This is a genomic window from Haloarcula halophila (assembly GCF_029278565.1).
Taxonomy (GTDB): Archaea; Halobacteriota; Halobacteria; order Halobacteriales; family Haloarculaceae; genus Haloarcula; species Haloarcula halophila.
In genome coordinates, this window is record NZ_CP119559.1 from 2115442 (window position 1) to 2132034 (window position 16593).

Annotated in this window: 16 protein-coding genes; 6 read left to right on the forward strand and 10 right to left on the reverse strand. The window is 67.3% G+C overall.

Translation table 11 applies throughout. The annotated features are described in order from the left end of the window. Nucleotides 1-326: 326 nt before the first annotated feature. On the reverse strand, nucleotides 327-791 hold the full coding sequence (locus tag P0204_RS11255; protein WP_276179210.1) for an Lrp/AsnC family transcriptional regulator: 465 nt from the start codon (nucleotides 789-791) through the stop codon (nucleotides 327-329). A gap of 200 nt (nucleotides 792-991) precedes the next feature. On the opposite strand from P0204_RS11255, the gene P0204_RS11260 reads away from it, so the two are divergent. Together P0204_RS11260 and P0204_RS11265 are read left to right on the forward strand one after the other, a co-directional pair. Continuing rightward, the gene (locus P0204_RS11260; protein ID WP_276179212.1) at nucleotides 992-2767 is read left to right on the forward strand and encodes a glycosyltransferase family 2 protein; all 1776 of its coding nucleotides are present in this window, start codon (nucleotides 992-994) and stop codon (nucleotides 2765-2767) included. Between the two features lie 24 nt (nucleotides 2768-2791). Continuing rightward, the gene (locus tag P0204_RS11265) at nucleotides 2792-3331 is read left to right on the forward strand and encodes a metal-dependent hydrolase (protein ID WP_276179214.1); all 540 of its coding nucleotides are present in this window, start codon (nucleotides 2792-2794) and stop codon (nucleotides 3329-3331) included. Between the two features lie 7 nt (nucleotides 3332-3338). Here P0204_RS11265 and P0204_RS11270 read toward each other — a convergent pair whose 3' ends face one another. The 3 genes from P0204_RS11270 to P0204_RS11280 form a co-directional block, all read right to left on the reverse strand. Then, nucleotides 3339-3764: a cupredoxin domain-containing protein gene (locus P0204_RS11270; protein WP_276179216.1), complete on the reverse strand. Its 426-nt coding sequence runs from the start codon at nucleotides 3762-3764 to the stop codon at nucleotides 3339-3341. Between the two features lie 57 nt (nucleotides 3765-3821). Beyond that, nucleotides 3822-5306, reverse strand: coding sequence for an oligosaccharide flippase family protein (locus P0204_RS11275; protein WP_276179218.1), 1485 nt, complete (start codon nucleotides 5304-5306; stop codon nucleotides 3822-3824). A 100-nt stretch (nucleotides 5307-5406) separates the two neighbouring features. Continuing rightward, a complete protein-coding gene (locus P0204_RS11280) occupies nucleotides 5407-6300 on the reverse strand; it encodes a DUF1616 domain-containing protein (RefSeq protein WP_276179220.1) in 894 nt (297 codons plus the stop codon). Nucleotides 6301-6438: 138 nt separating this feature from the next. Here P0204_RS11280 and P0204_RS11285 point away from each other — a divergent pair, with 138 nt between their 5' ends. Further along, on the forward strand, nucleotides 6439-7215 hold the full coding sequence (locus tag P0204_RS11285) for a DUF7982 domain-containing protein (protein WP_276179222.1): 777 nt from the start codon (nucleotides 6439-6441) through the stop codon (nucleotides 7213-7215). A 17-nt stretch (nucleotides 7216-7232) separates the two neighbouring features. Here the strand turns inward: P0204_RS11285 and P0204_RS11290 are convergent, their stop codons facing one another. Beyond that, nucleotides 7233-7517 (reverse strand): DUF8044 family membrane protein, encoded by a 285-nt coding sequence (locus tag P0204_RS11290; protein ID WP_276179224.1) that lies wholly within the window; start codon nucleotides 7515-7517, stop codon nucleotides 7233-7235. Between the two features lie 137 nt (nucleotides 7518-7654). Between P0204_RS11290 and P0204_RS11295 the strand changes: the two genes are divergently transcribed. After that, nucleotides 7655-9664 carry a hypothetical protein gene (locus P0204_RS11295; protein WP_276179226.1) on the forward strand — a complete coding sequence of 670 codons (2010 nt, stop codon included), beginning with the start codon at nucleotides 7655-7657 and terminating at the stop codon, nucleotides 9662-9664. Further along, entirely contained in the window at nucleotides 9661-11409 is a 1749-nt protein-coding gene (locus P0204_RS11300) for a glucosamine inositolphosphorylceramide transferase family protein (protein WP_276179228.1), read from the forward strand. Before P0204_RS11295 ends, P0204_RS11300 begins: the two co-directional genes overlap by 4 nt. 108 nt (nucleotides 11410-11517) lie before the next feature. Here the strand turns inward: P0204_RS11300 and P0204_RS11305 are convergent, their stop codons facing one another. After that, nucleotides 11518-11787 (reverse strand): DUF7571 family protein, encoded by a 270-nt coding sequence (locus P0204_RS11305; RefSeq protein ID WP_276179230.1) that lies wholly within the window; start codon nucleotides 11785-11787, stop codon nucleotides 11518-11520. 180 nt (nucleotides 11788-11967) lie between these two features. Here P0204_RS11305 and P0204_RS11310 point away from each other — a divergent pair, with 180 nt between their 5' ends. Then, nucleotides 11968-12174 (forward strand): cold-shock protein, encoded by a 207-nt coding sequence (locus P0204_RS11310; protein WP_276179232.1) that lies wholly within the window; start codon nucleotides 11968-11970, stop codon nucleotides 12172-12174. A 132-nt stretch (nucleotides 12175-12306) separates the two neighbouring features. Here the strand turns inward: P0204_RS11310 and P0204_RS11315 are convergent, their stop codons facing one another. Genes P0204_RS11315 through P0204_RS11330 form a run of 4 tightly spaced genes read right to left on the reverse strand, consistent with a single transcriptional unit; the run spans nucleotide 12307 to nucleotide 16557 of the window. Beyond that, complete coding sequence (locus tag P0204_RS11315) at nucleotides 12307-13086, reverse strand: glycosyltransferase (RefSeq protein WP_276179234.1); 780 nt, start codon at nucleotides 13084-13086, stop codon at nucleotides 12307-12309. Between the two features lie 3 nt (nucleotides 13087-13089). Then, complete coding sequence (locus P0204_RS11320; protein ID WP_276179236.1) at nucleotides 13090-14040, reverse strand: glycosyltransferase family 2 protein; 951 nt, start codon at nucleotides 14038-14040, stop codon at nucleotides 13090-13092. Between the two features lie 16 nt (nucleotides 14041-14056). Further along, on the reverse strand, nucleotides 14057-15286 hold the full coding sequence (locus P0204_RS11325) for a glycosyltransferase family 4 protein (RefSeq protein WP_276179238.1): 1230 nt from the start codon (nucleotides 15284-15286) through the stop codon (nucleotides 14057-14059). Next, entirely contained in the window at nucleotides 15283-16557 is a 1275-nt protein-coding gene (locus P0204_RS11330; protein WP_276179240.1) for a glycosyltransferase family 4 protein, read from the reverse strand. The genes P0204_RS11325 and P0204_RS11330 overlap by 4 nt, the downstream gene beginning before the upstream one ends. Nucleotides 16558-16593: the final 36 nt, after the last annotated feature.

The window sequence follows — 16593 nt, forward strand, 5'->3', positions numbered from 1 at the left end:
GGGGATCCGGTCGACTTCACCCGCTAGTACGAACAAACTGTGCATTAAATATTTCTATTCGATCAATCTGTTCGCATAATCTGGTATTATAGAACATTATGTTCTCAAAGCTACGACTCGCCGCGGGACAGTGTCGGACTGCGTTCGATAGCGGTTCTACGCGAAATTCCGCGTGTCCGGGACCGAGACTGCTGTCGCTCCGTCCCGTTCACGATCCGGTCGGATATCGCAGAGAAGCCAAGAGTCGGTCTCGCGTTTGGCCGAGAACGTGGAACCGGGGGCATCAGGGATGTCTCAGGCCCCGGGGCGGCACTGCCGACGGGCGCTCACTCGGGGACGAACTCGCCGAACGGTTCGGTCTCGTGGCTCCGAACGAGCACTTCGTCGGCGACGGTCACGCCCATGTCCAGCAGTTCCTGTGCCACCGGGGTGATGTCGCTGTCGGACTCGCCGACGACGGTGACGAGCAGGTTCTGTTCGCCGGTGACCAGTTCCTGCACGGAGACGACGCCGTCGATATCCAGAATGTCCGGGATGAGGTCGCCTCGGTCGGGAATCGCGGCGGTACAGAACAGCAACATCCGCAGAGGGTAGCCCGACCGCTGGTAGTCGATGTCGGCGCTGTAGCCTTTGATCATCCCGTCGGATTCCAGCCGCTGAATCCGTTTCCGGACGGTACTGTCCGACGTCCCGGTCCGCTCGGCGATGTCCCCCGAAGACATGTTGCGTGCGTCTTCCTGGAGCGCGTGGAGGATCGCCCGGTCCACGTCGTCGATGGCTTCGTCTGTCATACGAACACGTCACGCGTCCGTGACAAAGGCACTTTGGCTCCGCCGGTGATCGGCCGATTCGGGGACACGGTCGTCCGAACGGGCCGTCAGATCCGCCACTCGGACAGTCCGATCACCGTACTCGGTTTCGGGTACGAAAAATAGATACTTACTTGCCGATCGGAGTCGTCTTGGGGAGTATCAGAGACGTTGGAGGGTGGATGGCCGAGACACAGACACATCAATCGGAGGGGATATCGACGACGAAGTCACTCGCCGCAGCCACTGGTGGCACCCGGCTAGTGACGCTGACGGTCCGGTCCGAGCGGGACGACACGATGTTCGTCAGACTCGCCGACCGAATTCAGGCCCAGCACTCTCTCGTCGACCCGTCCCGTGGCTCGAACCGGTCCGACGGGACGAGGTACGACGACGGTCGGCTCGTCGTCGAGCGGGTACTCCGTCCGGGCGAGGAAGTGACGATCGGCTATCTACTCGCGGGGGAGGCCGCGGAACTACCCGAACTGGTCACCGAACGGGTCACGGAGGTGACTTCGAATACCGACCGGACCGGGGTGACGGTCGTCCTGTGGGAGCGCGCCGACGGGTCGACGGTCCCGCTTCGACTCTCCCGTCCCGAGGAGGCATCGACGGGCATCGAACGCGACCTCCCGCTCGTTCACTTAGACGAGGGCGTCACCGAGAGCCACTCGCTCCCGGCGATCGGGATCGTCCTCTCGGAGCGAAACGAGGACGCCGTCTACCGGACGGTCATGCGGGCGAAACGGCGCGGCCACCCGGTCATGGTGACCTACCCGGTCACACTTGCCGGTTCGGAGACGGTCGAGACGCTCGACTCCCTCGGTGTGACCATCGTCGAGCCGTCGTCCGACGAGCGCACCGTCGTGGCGCTTCACAGAGCGCTCTCGACAGCCGCCAGGGAGCGCGGATTCCCGGGACTCGTCCTCCAGACGCGGGACTGTCCGCGCATCGACTACGAGCGGACGCTCGACGCGCTGGAACGGAGCGATTTCGAGACCATCGCGATCCCGGAATCCTGGCAGAAGTCCTCTCAGGGGCCGGCCGTCGTCGTCGGGATTCCGGCCTACAACGCCGCCAACAGCATCGGTCGAGTCGTCGAACAGGTCACGGCGTTCGCCGACGAAGTCGTCGTCGTCGACGACGGGAGTCGCGACGACACGGCTGGTGCCGCCAGAGCCGCGGGAGCGACGGTCGTCGTCCACGAACGAAACCGTGGGTACGGCGGCGCGCTCAAGACGGTCTTCCGGGAGGCCGACGCTCGCAACGCCGCCCATCTGGTCGTCATCGACGCCGACGGACAGCACAACCCCGCCGACATCCCGATGCTCGTCGCCACGCAGGACGACAAGTCGGCCGATATCGTGATCGGGAGTCGCTATGCCGCTGGCTCGCAGACAGCCATCCCGTTCACCCGCTCGATCGGGCTGGCCGTCATCAACAACCTGACGAACGCCAGCCTCGGGAACCTCCGCCCCAGCGGCTGGATTCGGGACACACAGAGCGGCTACCGAGCGTACAACCACCGGGCGATCCGCTCGCTGGCCGGCGACGACGCCATCGGCGAGAACATGGGGGCAAGCACCGACATCCTCTATCACGCTCACCGGAACCGCCTCAGCGTCACGGAGGTCGGGACGACGATCTACTACGACGTCGAGAACAGCAGCTCACAGGACTCACTCAGCCACGGGATCGATCTGGTACGTAACATCGTCTGGACGATCGAGTACGGCCGGCCGCTGTTGATCGTCGGGCTCCCGGGCGTCGTGAGTACGGTCACGGGCGTCCTCGTCACGGTTCTGCTGATGACACAGTACGTCCAGGGCGGGCAGTTGGCTTTCATCCCGCTGGTGACGAGCGTCCTGTTCGCACTCGGGGGAGTGTTGCTCTGTTTCGCCGCGATCCTGATGCACGTTCTCAACAACCATCCGACGTTCAGACGGTTCTCGTCGTAGTTACAGCGATCACGCCTGCTACCAATGCTCCCCTGGACTCACCTCGCGTTCGGGTACGTGCTCTTCCTGGCGGTCCTCGTCGTCTCGCGGCGGGCGGTCTCCCGGACGGAACTCCTCGCACTGCTCGCGGGCACACAGCTCCCCGATATCGTCGACAAGCCCCTTGCCTGGTGGGTCCACCTCCTCCCGTCGGGGCGGTCGCTGGCACACTCGCTGTTGTTTGCCGTCCCGGTCGTCGTGCTCGTCGCTGTCGTCGCTCGCCGGTACGACCACGGGGAACTGGGGCCGGCGTTCGCGCTCGGGTACGCGAGCCACCTCCTGGGCGATATCTACGTCGAGGTGTGGTACTGGCGGACCGAGGAGTTGACCTTCCTGTTATGGCCGGTGTTGCCACCCTACCCCTACGACGATTTCACTGGTTTCCTCGACTTCGCGCTCCGGGCCGAAGTGACCACCGGGCTCGTGATCCAGTCGGCGGTCGCAGCCGTCGGGCTCGCGGTCCTGGCAGTCCAGTTCTTCCGGGCACCCTGGTGGCGCCCGCCAGCGGACAGACCCGCCGGGTAGGGCCGGCCTACTCGACGACGACGGTCCCGACCATCCCGGACTCGTGTGGGATACAGAAGTACGGGTACTCTCCGGGAGTCTCGAAGGTGTGGGCGTACGTCTCGCCGGGGCCGACGCTTCCATCGGGATAGCTCCCCCTGGCCGCCGACTCCGTGTCGAACTCGCCCGAGGCGAAGAACGCGGCCCCCTCGGGGAGGTCGCTCTCGTAGGCGGTGACACTATGAGCGACCGAGCCGACCGTCTCCCAGACGACCGTGTCGCCGACACCGATCTCGACTGTCTCCGGGACGAACTTCAGCGAGTCGGTCATCTCCACTAGCACCTCGGCCGGGCCGGTCGTCGGGGTGGCGGTCGCGGCCGGATCGGCGTCCGAACAGCCCGCTAGACCGACGGTGCCGGCACCAACGAGTTGCAGCAGTGTCCGTCGTTGCATACGGCTATCTGGACCCCCGCGCGATTAAGGCTGTCTCCGCTCGGTCGTGCCGTCGACTCACTCCTCGCCGAAGCGCGCGACGTTCGCCCGGGCCTTCCGGCGCAGCGACGGCGAGAGGAGGGCGACGCCGAGATAGACGACCCCGCCGAGGACCACCTGTCCCAGCAGACGCGGGAGCGTCGTCGGTGGGAGGACCGTCCCGACGGCGACGAGCGTTCCGGCCATCGCCCCCGCGGCCCCGACGCTCCAGCCGATGTCGCCCAGCGCGAATTCGAGGGGGATAATCCGCCGGAGGAACACCCCGAGAGCGACCGTGTGGATCGCCATCGAGAGCCCCGTCGCGACGGCCCCGCCCACCAGACCGTACCGGGGGACGAGCACCAGGTTCAACACGACGTTCAGCGTCAGCGAAACGACGGTCGCGCCGGCGCCGATGTCGGGCCGATCGACCGCCCGGACCGCCGCGTCCAACACGATGTTGACGGCGGCGACGACTTTCTCGCCCATCAGGACGACGAACGCGGCCGCCGCCAGGACGTACTCCGGGCCGAAGACGAGCCCGAGCAGTTCCTCCGAGAGCAACGCGACGCCGGCGAAGGCCGGGATCACGAGGAACAGCGAGGCGGTCGTTCCCTCCCGCAGCGTCGTCCGTATCTGCTCGTACTCGCCGCTGGCGTTCCAGGCGCTCAACTGGGCGAAGACGGTGTTGGCGACGACCCCGCCGACCACCGCGGTCATCAGGGTCACGCGCCAGGCCAGTTCGTAGCCCGCGACGTGGGCCGACGAGAGGAAGAAGCCGATGACCAGCAGGTCCATCGTGTTGTAGACGTGCCCGCCAAGCCCCCAGATCCCGTTGAACTTCGCGTAGTCGACCAGCGTCCGGACGTGCTCCCAGGCCGGCCGGGCCGGGTGGATCGAGACCCGCGAGACGCCGGCCACCAGCAGGACGACGTAGCCCGCGACGACGCCGTACAGGAGCGCCCGGACGCCGAACCCGAACTGCAAGAGGGAGACGGCGACGACGACGTAGGTGACCAACCGCAGGAAGTACAACAGCGCGGTCTCGTCGGTCCGGAGTTCCGCACGGAGGACGTGGACGGTCAGCGTCGACAGTTCGTACAGCACCGTCGTCACGATCAACAGGAGCGCGATGTCGGCCCCGACGTAGCCGTTGACGAGGTCCCGGAACAGGAAGACGACGACACCGAGGGTCCCGATGAGCGCGAGTTTCAGGACGAGTGCGGCACCGAGTATCTGGCTCGGCGCGGCCCCCTCACTGATGCGCTTCTCGACGGCACCCCGGAGACCGAAGTCGCCGAACGTCGCCAGCGTACTTAGTACGGCCTCGAAGAGGAAGAACACGCCCAGCCGTGCCGCCCCGAGTTCCGTCGCGAAGTAGACGGTACTCAGGAAGCCGACGACGGTCCCGAACAGTTCGAGCCCGAGGAGAAGTCCACCGGCCCGGGCGAAGTTCAACCGCCTCGGGACCGTTGTCCGGGACGCCGGCCGGACGGGGTCGGGACCGCGGCGCTTTTCTTCCATCGCCGCAGTTACGCCCCCGACCCGTTCGCGTTGTCACTACCGGGACGATACATACCTCGTTGTCGACGATTACCGACTTAAACGTACGGATCGCCGCCGGTCACGACTCCGTGACGGTCACCTGAAGGTGGACCTGCCGGTCGGGCGGTCCCGCCGGCTCGCCACCGAAATACACCGCATACGTCAGCCGCAGCTCCCCGGACACGGTCGGGGTGATCGTGTGTTCGACCTGTGCAGTCCCGCTCGCGGGGTCGTCGAACGTGAGCCGACGAAGTTCCGTCTGCTCGCTGACGGTCCCGTTGTCGAGTCGTTGGAGCGTGACGACCGCCGTGACCGGCGTCTGGCGGTCGGTCCCGCTTTCGGCACCGAGTATCAGTGTCGTCGGCTCGCCCTGTTCGAGCCGACTCGGGTAGTCGTCGGCGACCGCTCCGTCCGCCCCGGGCGTCAGCAGATACGCCTCGGCGGGCGTCCCGTCGGCCGCCGGCAGGCCGTAGACGGCACCGGCGGCGAGGACGAGCGAGAGACAGACGGCCGCTGACAGTGCGAGGTCGGTCGGGCGTTCGCCGACCGCTCCCCGGAGTTGCTCGCGTGCTGCCCCGAGCGAGACGCCGGCCGGCGACGCGACTCGACGCCGTCGGACGACGGCGACCGCGATCGCGGCCAGCGTGAGTACGGTTGTCCCGGCGAGTACGGGGAGTTCCCCGAAGCCGAAGACGCTGAAATCGAGCCCGATCCCCACGACGAGGACGACCCCGACGCTCGCGCCGAATCCGAGGACGAGTCGGCCGAGAACCGAGAGGCTCCGGTCCGCCGAGAGCCGCTCGGGGAACAGCGCCGCAACGACGGCGTAGCCCGGGCCGACGAGCAGGAACGGGACCACGAGGATCGGCCGAAGGACGCTCTCGCTCAGTACCGGGAGCAGGACGGCCGCGTTGACAAGCCCCAGCCAGCAACCGACCGCGAGGAGGTCCCCATGGTGTGATCCCCGATCCATGGCCAACCTTGCTCCGGCGGCGATGAAAACCCTATCGGTGGTCGCAACAGCAGTACTAAGTCGGTCCGTCGCCTCCCGTCAGACGAATGAACTGGGACGACAGGAGTAGTCGGAGTCCGACCGCAGTGGTGTGGCCCGATGCGTAGGACCGCAACCGAGCGCTCACTCCGAAGGTGGCCGTCGATCCCGACGGCGCTGTTGCTCGCACTCGGTCTCGTCGGGCTCGCGGTCCGGTTCCAGACCGCTGTACTCCCGATCACACCGACCGACGACGGGCTCTACCTGTTACTGGCGCTGTCCGGGACCCTGCTGGTCGGTGGCGTCGCCAACCACGTTCTCACTGCCGGTCGTGACCTACCGCTCGCGGTGACAGCCAGTACTGCGGCTGCCGCCGGGCGGACCGTCGAGTCACTCCTCGCCCAGCGGGACCTCGACGACAGGCGTGTCTACCTCCCGCCGACGGCCGACCGGGGTCCCCGGTTGGTCGTCCCCGACGGCGAGGGTGACCCGATAACCCACGCTGAACGGGCTGTCGACGACCAGACTGCAGCGATCGTCGTCACTCCGACGGCGGCCGGGATGGTCACGCGCTTTCGGGAGCACCGGACCGACGCCGTGGCGACCGACGCGACACATCACGTCGACGCGCTCTGTGACGGGGTCACGGCGGTGTACGACCTCGCAGCCGACGCGAGCGGGACCGTCGACGGTCGGCAGGCGACGGTGTCGGTCCGTGGCTGCCCGCTGGGGGAACCCGAGCGGATCGACCACCCGGTCCCCTCGTTTCTCGCGACCGGACTCGCGGCGGCACTGGACCGACCGGTCGAACTGACCGAGGTCCGGGATGACGGTGGTGAGCAAGCCTACGCGTTCACGGTCGAACTGCGCTGGCCGGCCGGCGAACAGGAGTCGTAATCGGCGGTTACCGACCCTCACAGCCCGCGAGCAAACAGTTCCGTCGCGGTCCGCCAGACCTCGACGGTGACGACGACGACGAAGACGGAGATCCCGGCGAGTACCAACACACGGATGCCCCGGCGCCAGGGAGGGCTCGCGTACAGTGCGGTCGTCCGCTGTATCGCGACGAGCGCACCCAACAGCGTCAGAACGAACCAGTGTGTCCCGGTGAGTGCGCCCACGGCGGCGAGACCGACCACGACGGCGAGGGACCACCCGACGAGCAGGCGGATCAGGCGGCGCTGGCGGCGGGTGGGCATATGCTCTCTCCGCCGGCGGCCGGCAAAAGCGTGGCGCCGTCCAGTACAGTTTTGCCCACCGGGCGTCTGCGTGTGAATATGATGAGAACCGAGCCCGTCGGACGCCGATTGGTCGCCGCGTCCCGCTCTGGGCGCCGATGACAGCCACCGATCGAGTCACCCTGGTGGGGGGAGCAGCCGTCGCACTGACGGTCGCTGCGCTCGGCGGCGTGGTCGCGCTCGGTGTCCTCGAAGTCGCTTCGGCGATCAGAGCCGGCTACGCCGTCATCGCGGCAGTGGTCGCGCTGGCCCTCTACGTGTTGACTCGTGGCGACGGGACGCCAGCCGGTTCGCCGCCGATCACAGCGGCCCAGACGGCCAAACTCGTCGTCGTCCTCGGTGCAGTGGCCGTCGCCGTGACTGCCTGGACCGGGAACCGGCTCGCGGCGTTGCTCGTGGTCCTCCCAGCCGGGTATCTCTTGGTTGGAACACAGGTTCGTCACGACGGGGCACCGGTCCCGACGCTGGTGGCGACGACCGTCCTGTTCGCGGTGCCGCCGATCTCGAAGCATCTCACGACCGGCTTCTACTTCGGCGGCACCGACACGTTCGCCCACGTCGACAGTCTCAACCGGCTGTTCGCGGCCGGCTACACGACCGTGTTGCCCCACGGCTACGACTTCTTCCCCGGCTTTCACCTCTTCGTCGGCGCGGCCTCGTTACTCGGGGGACTCTCGCCGTACGACGCCCTCGTCTGGGTCGGGATCGGCGTCTCCGCGCTGCTGGTCCCGACGATGTATCTCGTCGCGACCCGTCTCTTCGAGGGGACGCGGCTCGCCCTCGGGGTGGCGCTGGCGGTCACTGCCGTCGAGTGGGTCGGCTACCACGCCGTCTACTTCTTCCCGCAGACGCTCGCGGTCGTCCTGCTCGGCGTCGGGTTCTACGTGGCGACGTCGCTCTCGACGGCGGGAACGACCCGCCGCTACCGCCGCTACGGCGCCTACACGCTCGGACTGGTCGTCGTGCTCGTCTCCGTCCACCACCTGACATACGTCGTCGCGCTCGTCCCCGTCGGTGCGGTCGCGGCCGTGACCTACGCGGTCCCGTTCGTGGCCGGGCGCGTCGACCACCCCGCACTCCAGCCGCTGGCCGACGCCCGGCGTCGGCTCCGCTTCCGGTGGAGCTTCCCGGTCGTCGTCGTCGCCGCCGCGGTCGTGAGCTATCTCGTCTTCTCGGGCAGCATCATCGTCTACGGGATCTTCGGGCTCGCGTTCGGCATCGGACGGGAGGTCGCCGGTAGCGGCGCGTTCTCGACGTTTCTCTACGGCGTGACCGTCCCGCCCGACACCGCCGAGCGCGCGCTCTCGTGGTTCGCTCGGCCGACGGGCATCTACTACAGTCTCTTCGGTGCCGTCGCGTTGGTCGGGCTCTACGAGATGCTCGCCGCCGGCCGGCGGTACGCCCACCGTGGACCCCTACTGGCCGTCGCCGTCGGGACGGTCCCGCTGTTCCTCCCGTTGCCCGTCCAGATCCCGCAGGTCGAGCGGATCACCGTCGTCGTGGTCCTGTTCGCGGTGCTCCCGTTGGGGATCGGGATCGCCCGCACGCTCGGCGGGTTCGGACCCCGTGCCGGCCGGACCGCCGCCGTCGTCGGGCTCGTCCTGGTCGCGACACTGGGCACTGCTGGGGCGCTGACGACGCTGACCGCGGACGACATCGAGGCGGTCGACGTCCCCGATCGCGACGTCCAGACGGCGATGTCCGACCGGGAGTACGCCGCCACCGTCGAAACTGCGACGTTCATCGATCGATACGGCACCCAGCCGGCCGCGTCGGATCAGATCACCGCCCGGGCGTTCGCTTCGGCCCCGTTCGCCGGCAGCGACCAGCTCGTCAGACAGCAACAGGGGTTACGAGCCGGCCCGGACGGGCTCTCGGCACCGACGGGGTACCTCGTGGTGCGTGACAGTTGGGCCGACTCTGTCGTCCCGGTAGCGTCCGGACGGGGGCTGCTCTCGTCGGAGGTCGCCTTCTTTGCCGTCTCGGAGTCACGGTATCGAACGGAGACGGCGCGTCACAGCGTCGTCTACTCGGCGGGCGAGACTCGTGTCATCTACGACGGGGAGCGCTACGACGGCCTGTTCGGCGAGGGCGGTGATTCCCGGTGACACCCACCGAACGGGACGGTTCCGCTCCGGACGACAGCGATCCGATCCGGGTCGCCGTTGCCTGTTCGGGGCTCGAACTCCCGTCCTGGCAAGCACGGGTGATCCAGTCGTTGCGTTCGGTCGACTCCGTGGCGCTCGTGTTGCTCCTCGACGAATCACCGGCCACGGGCCGGCCCGCCTCAGCCCACCTCGATCCGGGTCGGCGGCTGTCGGCAGTCCCGGACGCGACGACTGATCCGTCCTGGTCGGTGTGGGACAACTGGCAGCGGCTTACCCCCAGGCCCGGTGCCAGCACGATCGTCGATCTGACCGACGAACTGGGTGGCGTCGAGCGGGTCCCGATCCAGGGCCGCCGCGATGACGGCGCGGTCGAGGTGGGCGAGCGAGCACGGCGGGCGGTCTCGCTGTCTGACCTCGACGTGTTGGTCCGGCTCGGTGGGCTCGCACTCAAGGACGAGGCGGTTCTGTCGGCCCCGACCTACGGGGTCTGGGAGTTCCGGTACGGCGGCGACGGCCAGGGTGGAACCTGGCCCCCCTGTGTCGACGAACTCCGTGCCGGCCATCCAGTCACACACGCCGCGCTCTGGCGAGTGACCGGCCCGAACACCGGCGTTCCGTTGCGCCGTGGGACGTTCCCGACGGTCGGCCACTCCTGGCCGGCGACCGTCGACCGGCTCTTCGCGGGGAGCGCGCGCTGGCCCGCCGCCGTCGCCGTCGACATCGCGATCGGCGAGGCGGACTACCTGGACGGCGAGTCGGTCCCGATCGACCGTGAGGCGGGTCGGGAACCCGGCGTCGGCGGCGTCGCCGGACTGGCGTTCGCACAGATCCGGGCAGCGTGGGACCTCATGACGAGCGGCAGCGGCGTCTGGAGTATCGGGGTCACCGACACGCCGATCGAGGCCGTCGTCGCCGATCCGGCGGGGACCGACTTCGAGTGGTTCCCGCTCCCGGACAGCCGGCGGTTCGTCGCGGACCCGTTCCCGGTCCGGATCGACGGCGACCCGTATCTCCTCTTCGAGGACTTCCCCTTCGACACCTCGAAGGGAGTCATCTCGGCGCTCAGTCTCGACGACGACCTCTCGTTTGCCAACACCGAAGTCGTGTTCGAACAGCCGTTCCATCTCTCCTACCCGTACGCGTTCGTCCACGACGGCTCGACCTACGTCACGCCGGAGATGGCGGAGGGCAACGAGATCAGCCTCTACGAACTCCACGGCCCGGCCGAGTGGGAACACGTCGAGACGCTCGTCCCCGACGTGATGGGGATCGACCCGACCGTGATTCAACACGACGGGCGCTGGTGGCTGTTTTGCACGCTGCTCGACGAGCTTCCGGAGACCAACCTCCACGTCTACCACGCCCCGTCGCTGCGTGGCGACTGGGTCCCCCACGCCAACAACCCCGTCAAGAGCGACGTTCGCTCGGTTCGGCCCGCGGGGACGCCCTGGACCGAGGACGGGACGCTCTATCGACCCGGCCAGTACTGTGCCGGCGGGTACGGGAAACGCGTCGTCGTCAACCGGGTCGACCGGCTGACGCCGACGGCCTTCGAGGAGACCGTCGTCGGTGAACTCGTGCCCGATGCGGACGGTCCCTACGCCGGCGGCCGGCACACGCTCGCGGCCAACGAGGACGTCACGGTGATCGACGGCTACCATTCCGTCGTCGATACCTACCACACGCTCCGACGTGCTCGGATCGTCCTGCAGGGGCTCTCGAACCGCCTGCCACGGTTCCCGTAGACGAAACGTCCCGTCCGTCACGAATTTCGGTGTACCGACGGACGGCCGAACTACCGGGGGGACGCCCCCTTCTCGACCGATCAGAGAAAGTCCGGGAGCGGGCGCCGTTCAGGCGGATTCGTGGCCACGCGTCCAACCGGGGTCGTGGCCGGTGCGGTCTATCACGTCGGAACGGCACGCCGGGCAGTAGTCGGGGGTGACGGATCCGCTTCGAGGAACGTACACAGCGCCGCCGCATTTCACGCACGCATCCGCGACGATGGTCGCACAGTCAGCACAGACGTTGAAGTCGTCGGCCGTGAGCTCGCGCAGGGGTTCGAGTCGTTTGTTCAAGAGATACTCGTCGATAACCGTCTGGCAGCTGTGACACGGTTGCATGACGATGCGGATTACATCTCGCGACCACGGGGTAAATACTTGCCTCCGAAAACGGGGTGGCTCCTGTGATTCGAACGAACCGAACTCCCGACGCCCATCCCACAGGCGTCGGAACGGAAGCGCCGTGGTACCCCGACTCTCGGAAGTGTTATCCGCGGGGCGGGGTTACATTTGTTTGTAATGGCAAACGGTAAGGTTGACTTTTTCAACGACACTGGCGGCTACGGTTTCATTTCGACTGACGACGGCGACCTCGACGACGACGAAGACGTGTTCTTCCACATGGAGGACGTCGGCGGTCCGGACCTCGAAGAGGGGCAAGAAGTCGAGTTCGACATCGAATCATCCCAGAAGGGACCCCGCGCGACGAACCTCGTCCGCAACTAACGACTGAGCCTGCCCGTCGTTCGTAGCGATGGTCGGCGATTCGTTCTTCCGGATATCTACGCCGTAGCGAATGGTCTCGTCTCCTTCGTACTGACCGTCCCGAAAGCACCGGTCGTGTTCACCGACACGCTGTCAGGGGAGATACTTCGCGACCAGACTCCGACAGAGGTACGCCGCGGTGAACGGATGCGGGGAGAGCCGCAGGGCTCGGACGTAGTAATCGATCGCCCGGTCGTAGGCACCGGCCTCGTGGCAGGAGACGCCGGCCTGTGTGAACGACTGGACGTAGTAGGGCTCGACGTACGGCTGTGCCTCGGGGACCCGCTGGCTCACCAGATAGGCGAACCGCTTGTCGACCGCGACGTAGTCGGTGACGGGGAGTTCGGTCGCGGTGACGCTCCGGTCGTGGGACCGCCGGGTGTACAGGTCCGGACAGAGGCAGACGCCCGCTTCCGTCGCGGCTTCGAGGATGAACAGCAGGTCCTCCCCCCGCGTCAGTCCTTCCTCGAAGGTAGTCGACACCTGCTCCGTATCGAGCAGGATCGACGGCGTCAGCGCCGCCATGTCGCCGAGCAACACCCGATAGACGAAGTCGTCCATCGACATCGGGTCCCCCTCGACGCAGATGCCCGCACCCGTCTCGGTCATCCGGTCGAGTTGCCGCGTGAGCTTCTCCGGTTCCCAGAGGTCGTCGGCGTCCAAGAACGCGACGTACCGGGTGTCGGCCCGTTCGAGCCCGTGGTTGCGCGCCCACGCCGGCCCGCGGTGGTCGGTGTCCTCGACGACCAGACACTCCGTGGGGACCGACTGGGCAGCGACGGTCTCGCGGGCTTCAGCCAGCATCGACTCGGGGGTAAACTTCGGTCCGTACGGGATGACCACGGAGACAGTCGGGTAGTCGTCGCCCGGCACGGGTTACCGACCCCCCGCTGCACCGGCCCGCTTCAGCCGGCTCCGGGTGCCTATCACTGCCCACCAGGCCAGCCGGACCCAGTTTTTCGGCTCCAGCAGGGCGTCCGGTCGCAGATACGCGAGTCCGTCGCGGAACCGGCCGTTCTGGAAGAAGACGGCGACGATGTGGAGCCGGTGGACCCGGTTGATGTGGGTACCTTCGGCTTCGAACTCCCGGATCAGGTCGGCGTGGCGGGAGAGAAAGCGGCGTTTGTTGTCGACGAGTTCCTCCGGCGACGGGTCCCCGCCGGAAGACGGAACGACCACGAGCGCCTCGTCGACGTGGGCGATCTTCCCACGAGCGAGCAACTGGAGGACCAGATCCCAGTCCTCGTGGTCGACGAGTTCCTCGTCGAAGCCGTCGGTCGCCAACAGTGCCTCGCGCTCGACCAGCAGCGTCGAGCCCGGACCCATGAGGACGTTGACGGTGAGGATCTCCCGTGCCAGTTCGCGCCCCCCCTCCAACGCGTTGGGGGCTGCGAACACCTCCCGGGAGAGCCAGTCGACGGTCCGCCCGAGCGCCGACGGCTTGGGGGTCAGGAACTCACAGTAGACGCCGATCCACTCCGGCGAGCGCCTCGATAGTTCGTCGAGTTGCCGTTCGAGTTTCCCGGGAAGCCAGTGGTCGTCAGAGTCGAGGAAGGCGACGTACTCGCCGCGTGCGGCGTCGATACCGGTGTTTCGTGCCACACTGCGACCACGGTTTCCTTCGTGGCCGATATATCGGACCCGCTCGTCGTCGATCCCGGCCACGACTGCCGCGGTGTCATCGGTGCTCCCGTCGTCGACGACGACGACTTCGATGTCGGTGACCGTCTGTGCGAGCGCGCTCTCGATCGCGCGCCGGACCGTGTCGGCGCGGTTGTAGGTCGGGATGACGACGCTGACGCGGGGCGGGCTGTCGGCCCCGGTCATCGCTCCTGGCACGCGATCATCGGAACGCCTCTTTGTGGATGTCCGTGACCTGTTTAGCGTGGTGTTGCCAGGTCCACTGTTCGTCGAGCAACCGCTGGAGGGCCGCCTCGCCCATCTCCTGCAACTGTTCGGGGTCGTCGGCCATGCGATCGATGGCTCGCCGGAGTGCCTCCACGTCTCTGGACGGGATGAGTTCCCCGGTCACGCCGTCCTCGACCATCTCCGGGATGCCGCCGACGTTCGTCGCGAGCGACGGGGTCTTCGCGGCCATCGCCTCGTAGATCACCGTCGGCCGTGCCTCGGTCCAACTCGGGTGGACGAGCATGTCGGCGGCGACCTGCCAGCGGCGGAGCGCGACCGGATCGAGCCGCCAGAAGGAGTGGGCCGGGTGTGTCAGCTCGCCCAACTGGTCGAGCAGCCACCACCGCATGTCGCCCTCGTGGCCGACGGTGACGAGGTAGACGTCGTCCCTGTCGAGCCGTCGCATCGCCTCGATCAACTCCCTGAGGCCCTTCTGTTCGTAGTAGGCGCCGACGAACAGCAGGAGTGTGGTGTCCTCGTCGATGCCGAGTTCGTAACGGATCTGTTCGCGGCGGTCGGTCGGGAACTTCCGGGGGTCTTCCCCGATCGGGACCGTCTCGATCTTCTCGGGGGCGGTCAGCCTCCGCGCGATGTCGTTCAACTCGTCGCTGACGGTCAGGACCTTCGACGCGTAGCTCAGGGTCTCCCGGATGTGAGCCTTCGCATCGTCGGTGAACGTCTCGTAGTTTTTCAGTTCGGAGGCGTGGCTGGTCACGACGAGCGGGATGTCGTGGCGCCGGCAGTAGGGTAACATCCCGTAGCCGTCGAGGTAGATATCGCAGGTGTGGACCACGTCGTGGGGTGTCTCGAAGGTCCGCTCGACGTACCGGGGGACCCGCTTCTGCATCGACCGGCCGGAATAGTGGTAGAACCGGTTTTTCGGGATCGCGTACAGGAACCGGGGATAGTGGACGCGGTAGGTCCCCCAGCGTTCGGTCTGTGGGATGTTCCCGTACTCGGAGTTCGGACCGATCGGCGGCGCGAAGGGGGTCGGCGACACCACGTCGATCTCGGCGGCCGTCCGGTTGATCGCGTCGAGCGAGCGGTGGTTGAACGGCGTCCGCACCTGGAAGACGTGGTTCTGGTGGTGGGCCGAGGAGACCATCGCCCGGTACTGTACGTCGTTGGCCGACTCGAAGCTGGGGACCGACGAGAGATCCGTCACCGGTGCCCTCCCGTGGTCGCGACGAGGTCACGCAACATCCCGGCGAGTCGCTCCCCGAGGACGCGCCGGTCGTAGTGTTGTTCGACGTGCTCGCGGGCCTGTCTCCCCAGTCGCTCGCGCTGGTCGGGATCGGCGAGCAGTTCGTCGAACGCGGCGGCCAGGGCCTCGGGGGAGTTCCCGACGGCGAGCCCCCCCTCCGAGGCGTCGATGAGATCGCTGAACGCCCCCATGTCGGTCCCGACGACCGGGAGGCCACTCGCCATGTACTCGTAGGTCTTCAGCGGGACGGCATAGCGCAGTCCCGGCGTGTCTTTCAACGGAGCGACCCCGATCGAGGCCGAGGCGAGCAACCCGGGCACCGCGTCGCGTTCGACGGGGCCGTGGATCTCGACGCGGTCCTCGACGCCGAGTTCGGCGACCACCGCCTCCAGGCGCGATCTGGTGTCCCCGTCGCCGACGAGTTTCAGCGTCGCGTCGTGCTCGATCAGCGCCATCGCCCGGATACACGCTTCCAGGTCCTGGGCGTGACCGAAGATCCCCGTGTAGATGATCGTCCGGCCGTCGTCACCGGTCCCGCGATCCGGGCCGAACCGCTGGACGTCGACGGCGTTGGGTGCGACGAGGAACCGTTGCGCGATCGCGGGGCCGTGGGCGCGTTCCAGCAGGCGACTCATCTCCTCGGTCGTCGTCAGAATCCGGTCGGCCCGCAACAGCAGCAGGTGTTCGTAGCGCCGACTCAACCGTGTCGAGAGGCTCGTCTCGCGGATGAACCCGAGCCCCGCCGCGGCGTCGATCCAGAGGTCGCCCACGTCGACGACCAGGGGCTTGCGGGTGAGTTCGCCGAAGACGAGCCCCGGAATCCCGGTGAACACCGGCGGCGTGGTACAGACGACGGCGTCGAACTTCCGGCGGTGGTACAACAGCCACAGCGTCGCGTGCAGTGCGAACAGAAAGTAGTACGCGAGCCGTTCGAGCGCGTTCGGGTCGACGCGGCTCGGTTGCCAGGCCCACAGCCGGTGGACGTCGATATCGCCGTCGGTCGTCCGCTCGTGGCGCCGCCAGCTCCGGGCGTACGTCTCCGGGGGATACGACAGGGGCGGTGCGACCACACTCACCTCGACCCCGTCGTGTGCGAGCTGCCGGGCCGTGTCACCGACGCGTGACGCGTTGCCACCCAACTCCGGCGGATACTGCTGGCTGACGAGCGCGACCCGGACGGGTCCCGAGTCACCTCCGACCTCAGAACTGCCTCTTCGGGAACCAACTGACATCTGTCTGCGTATCAAATGCAGCACAGAACGCTTAGC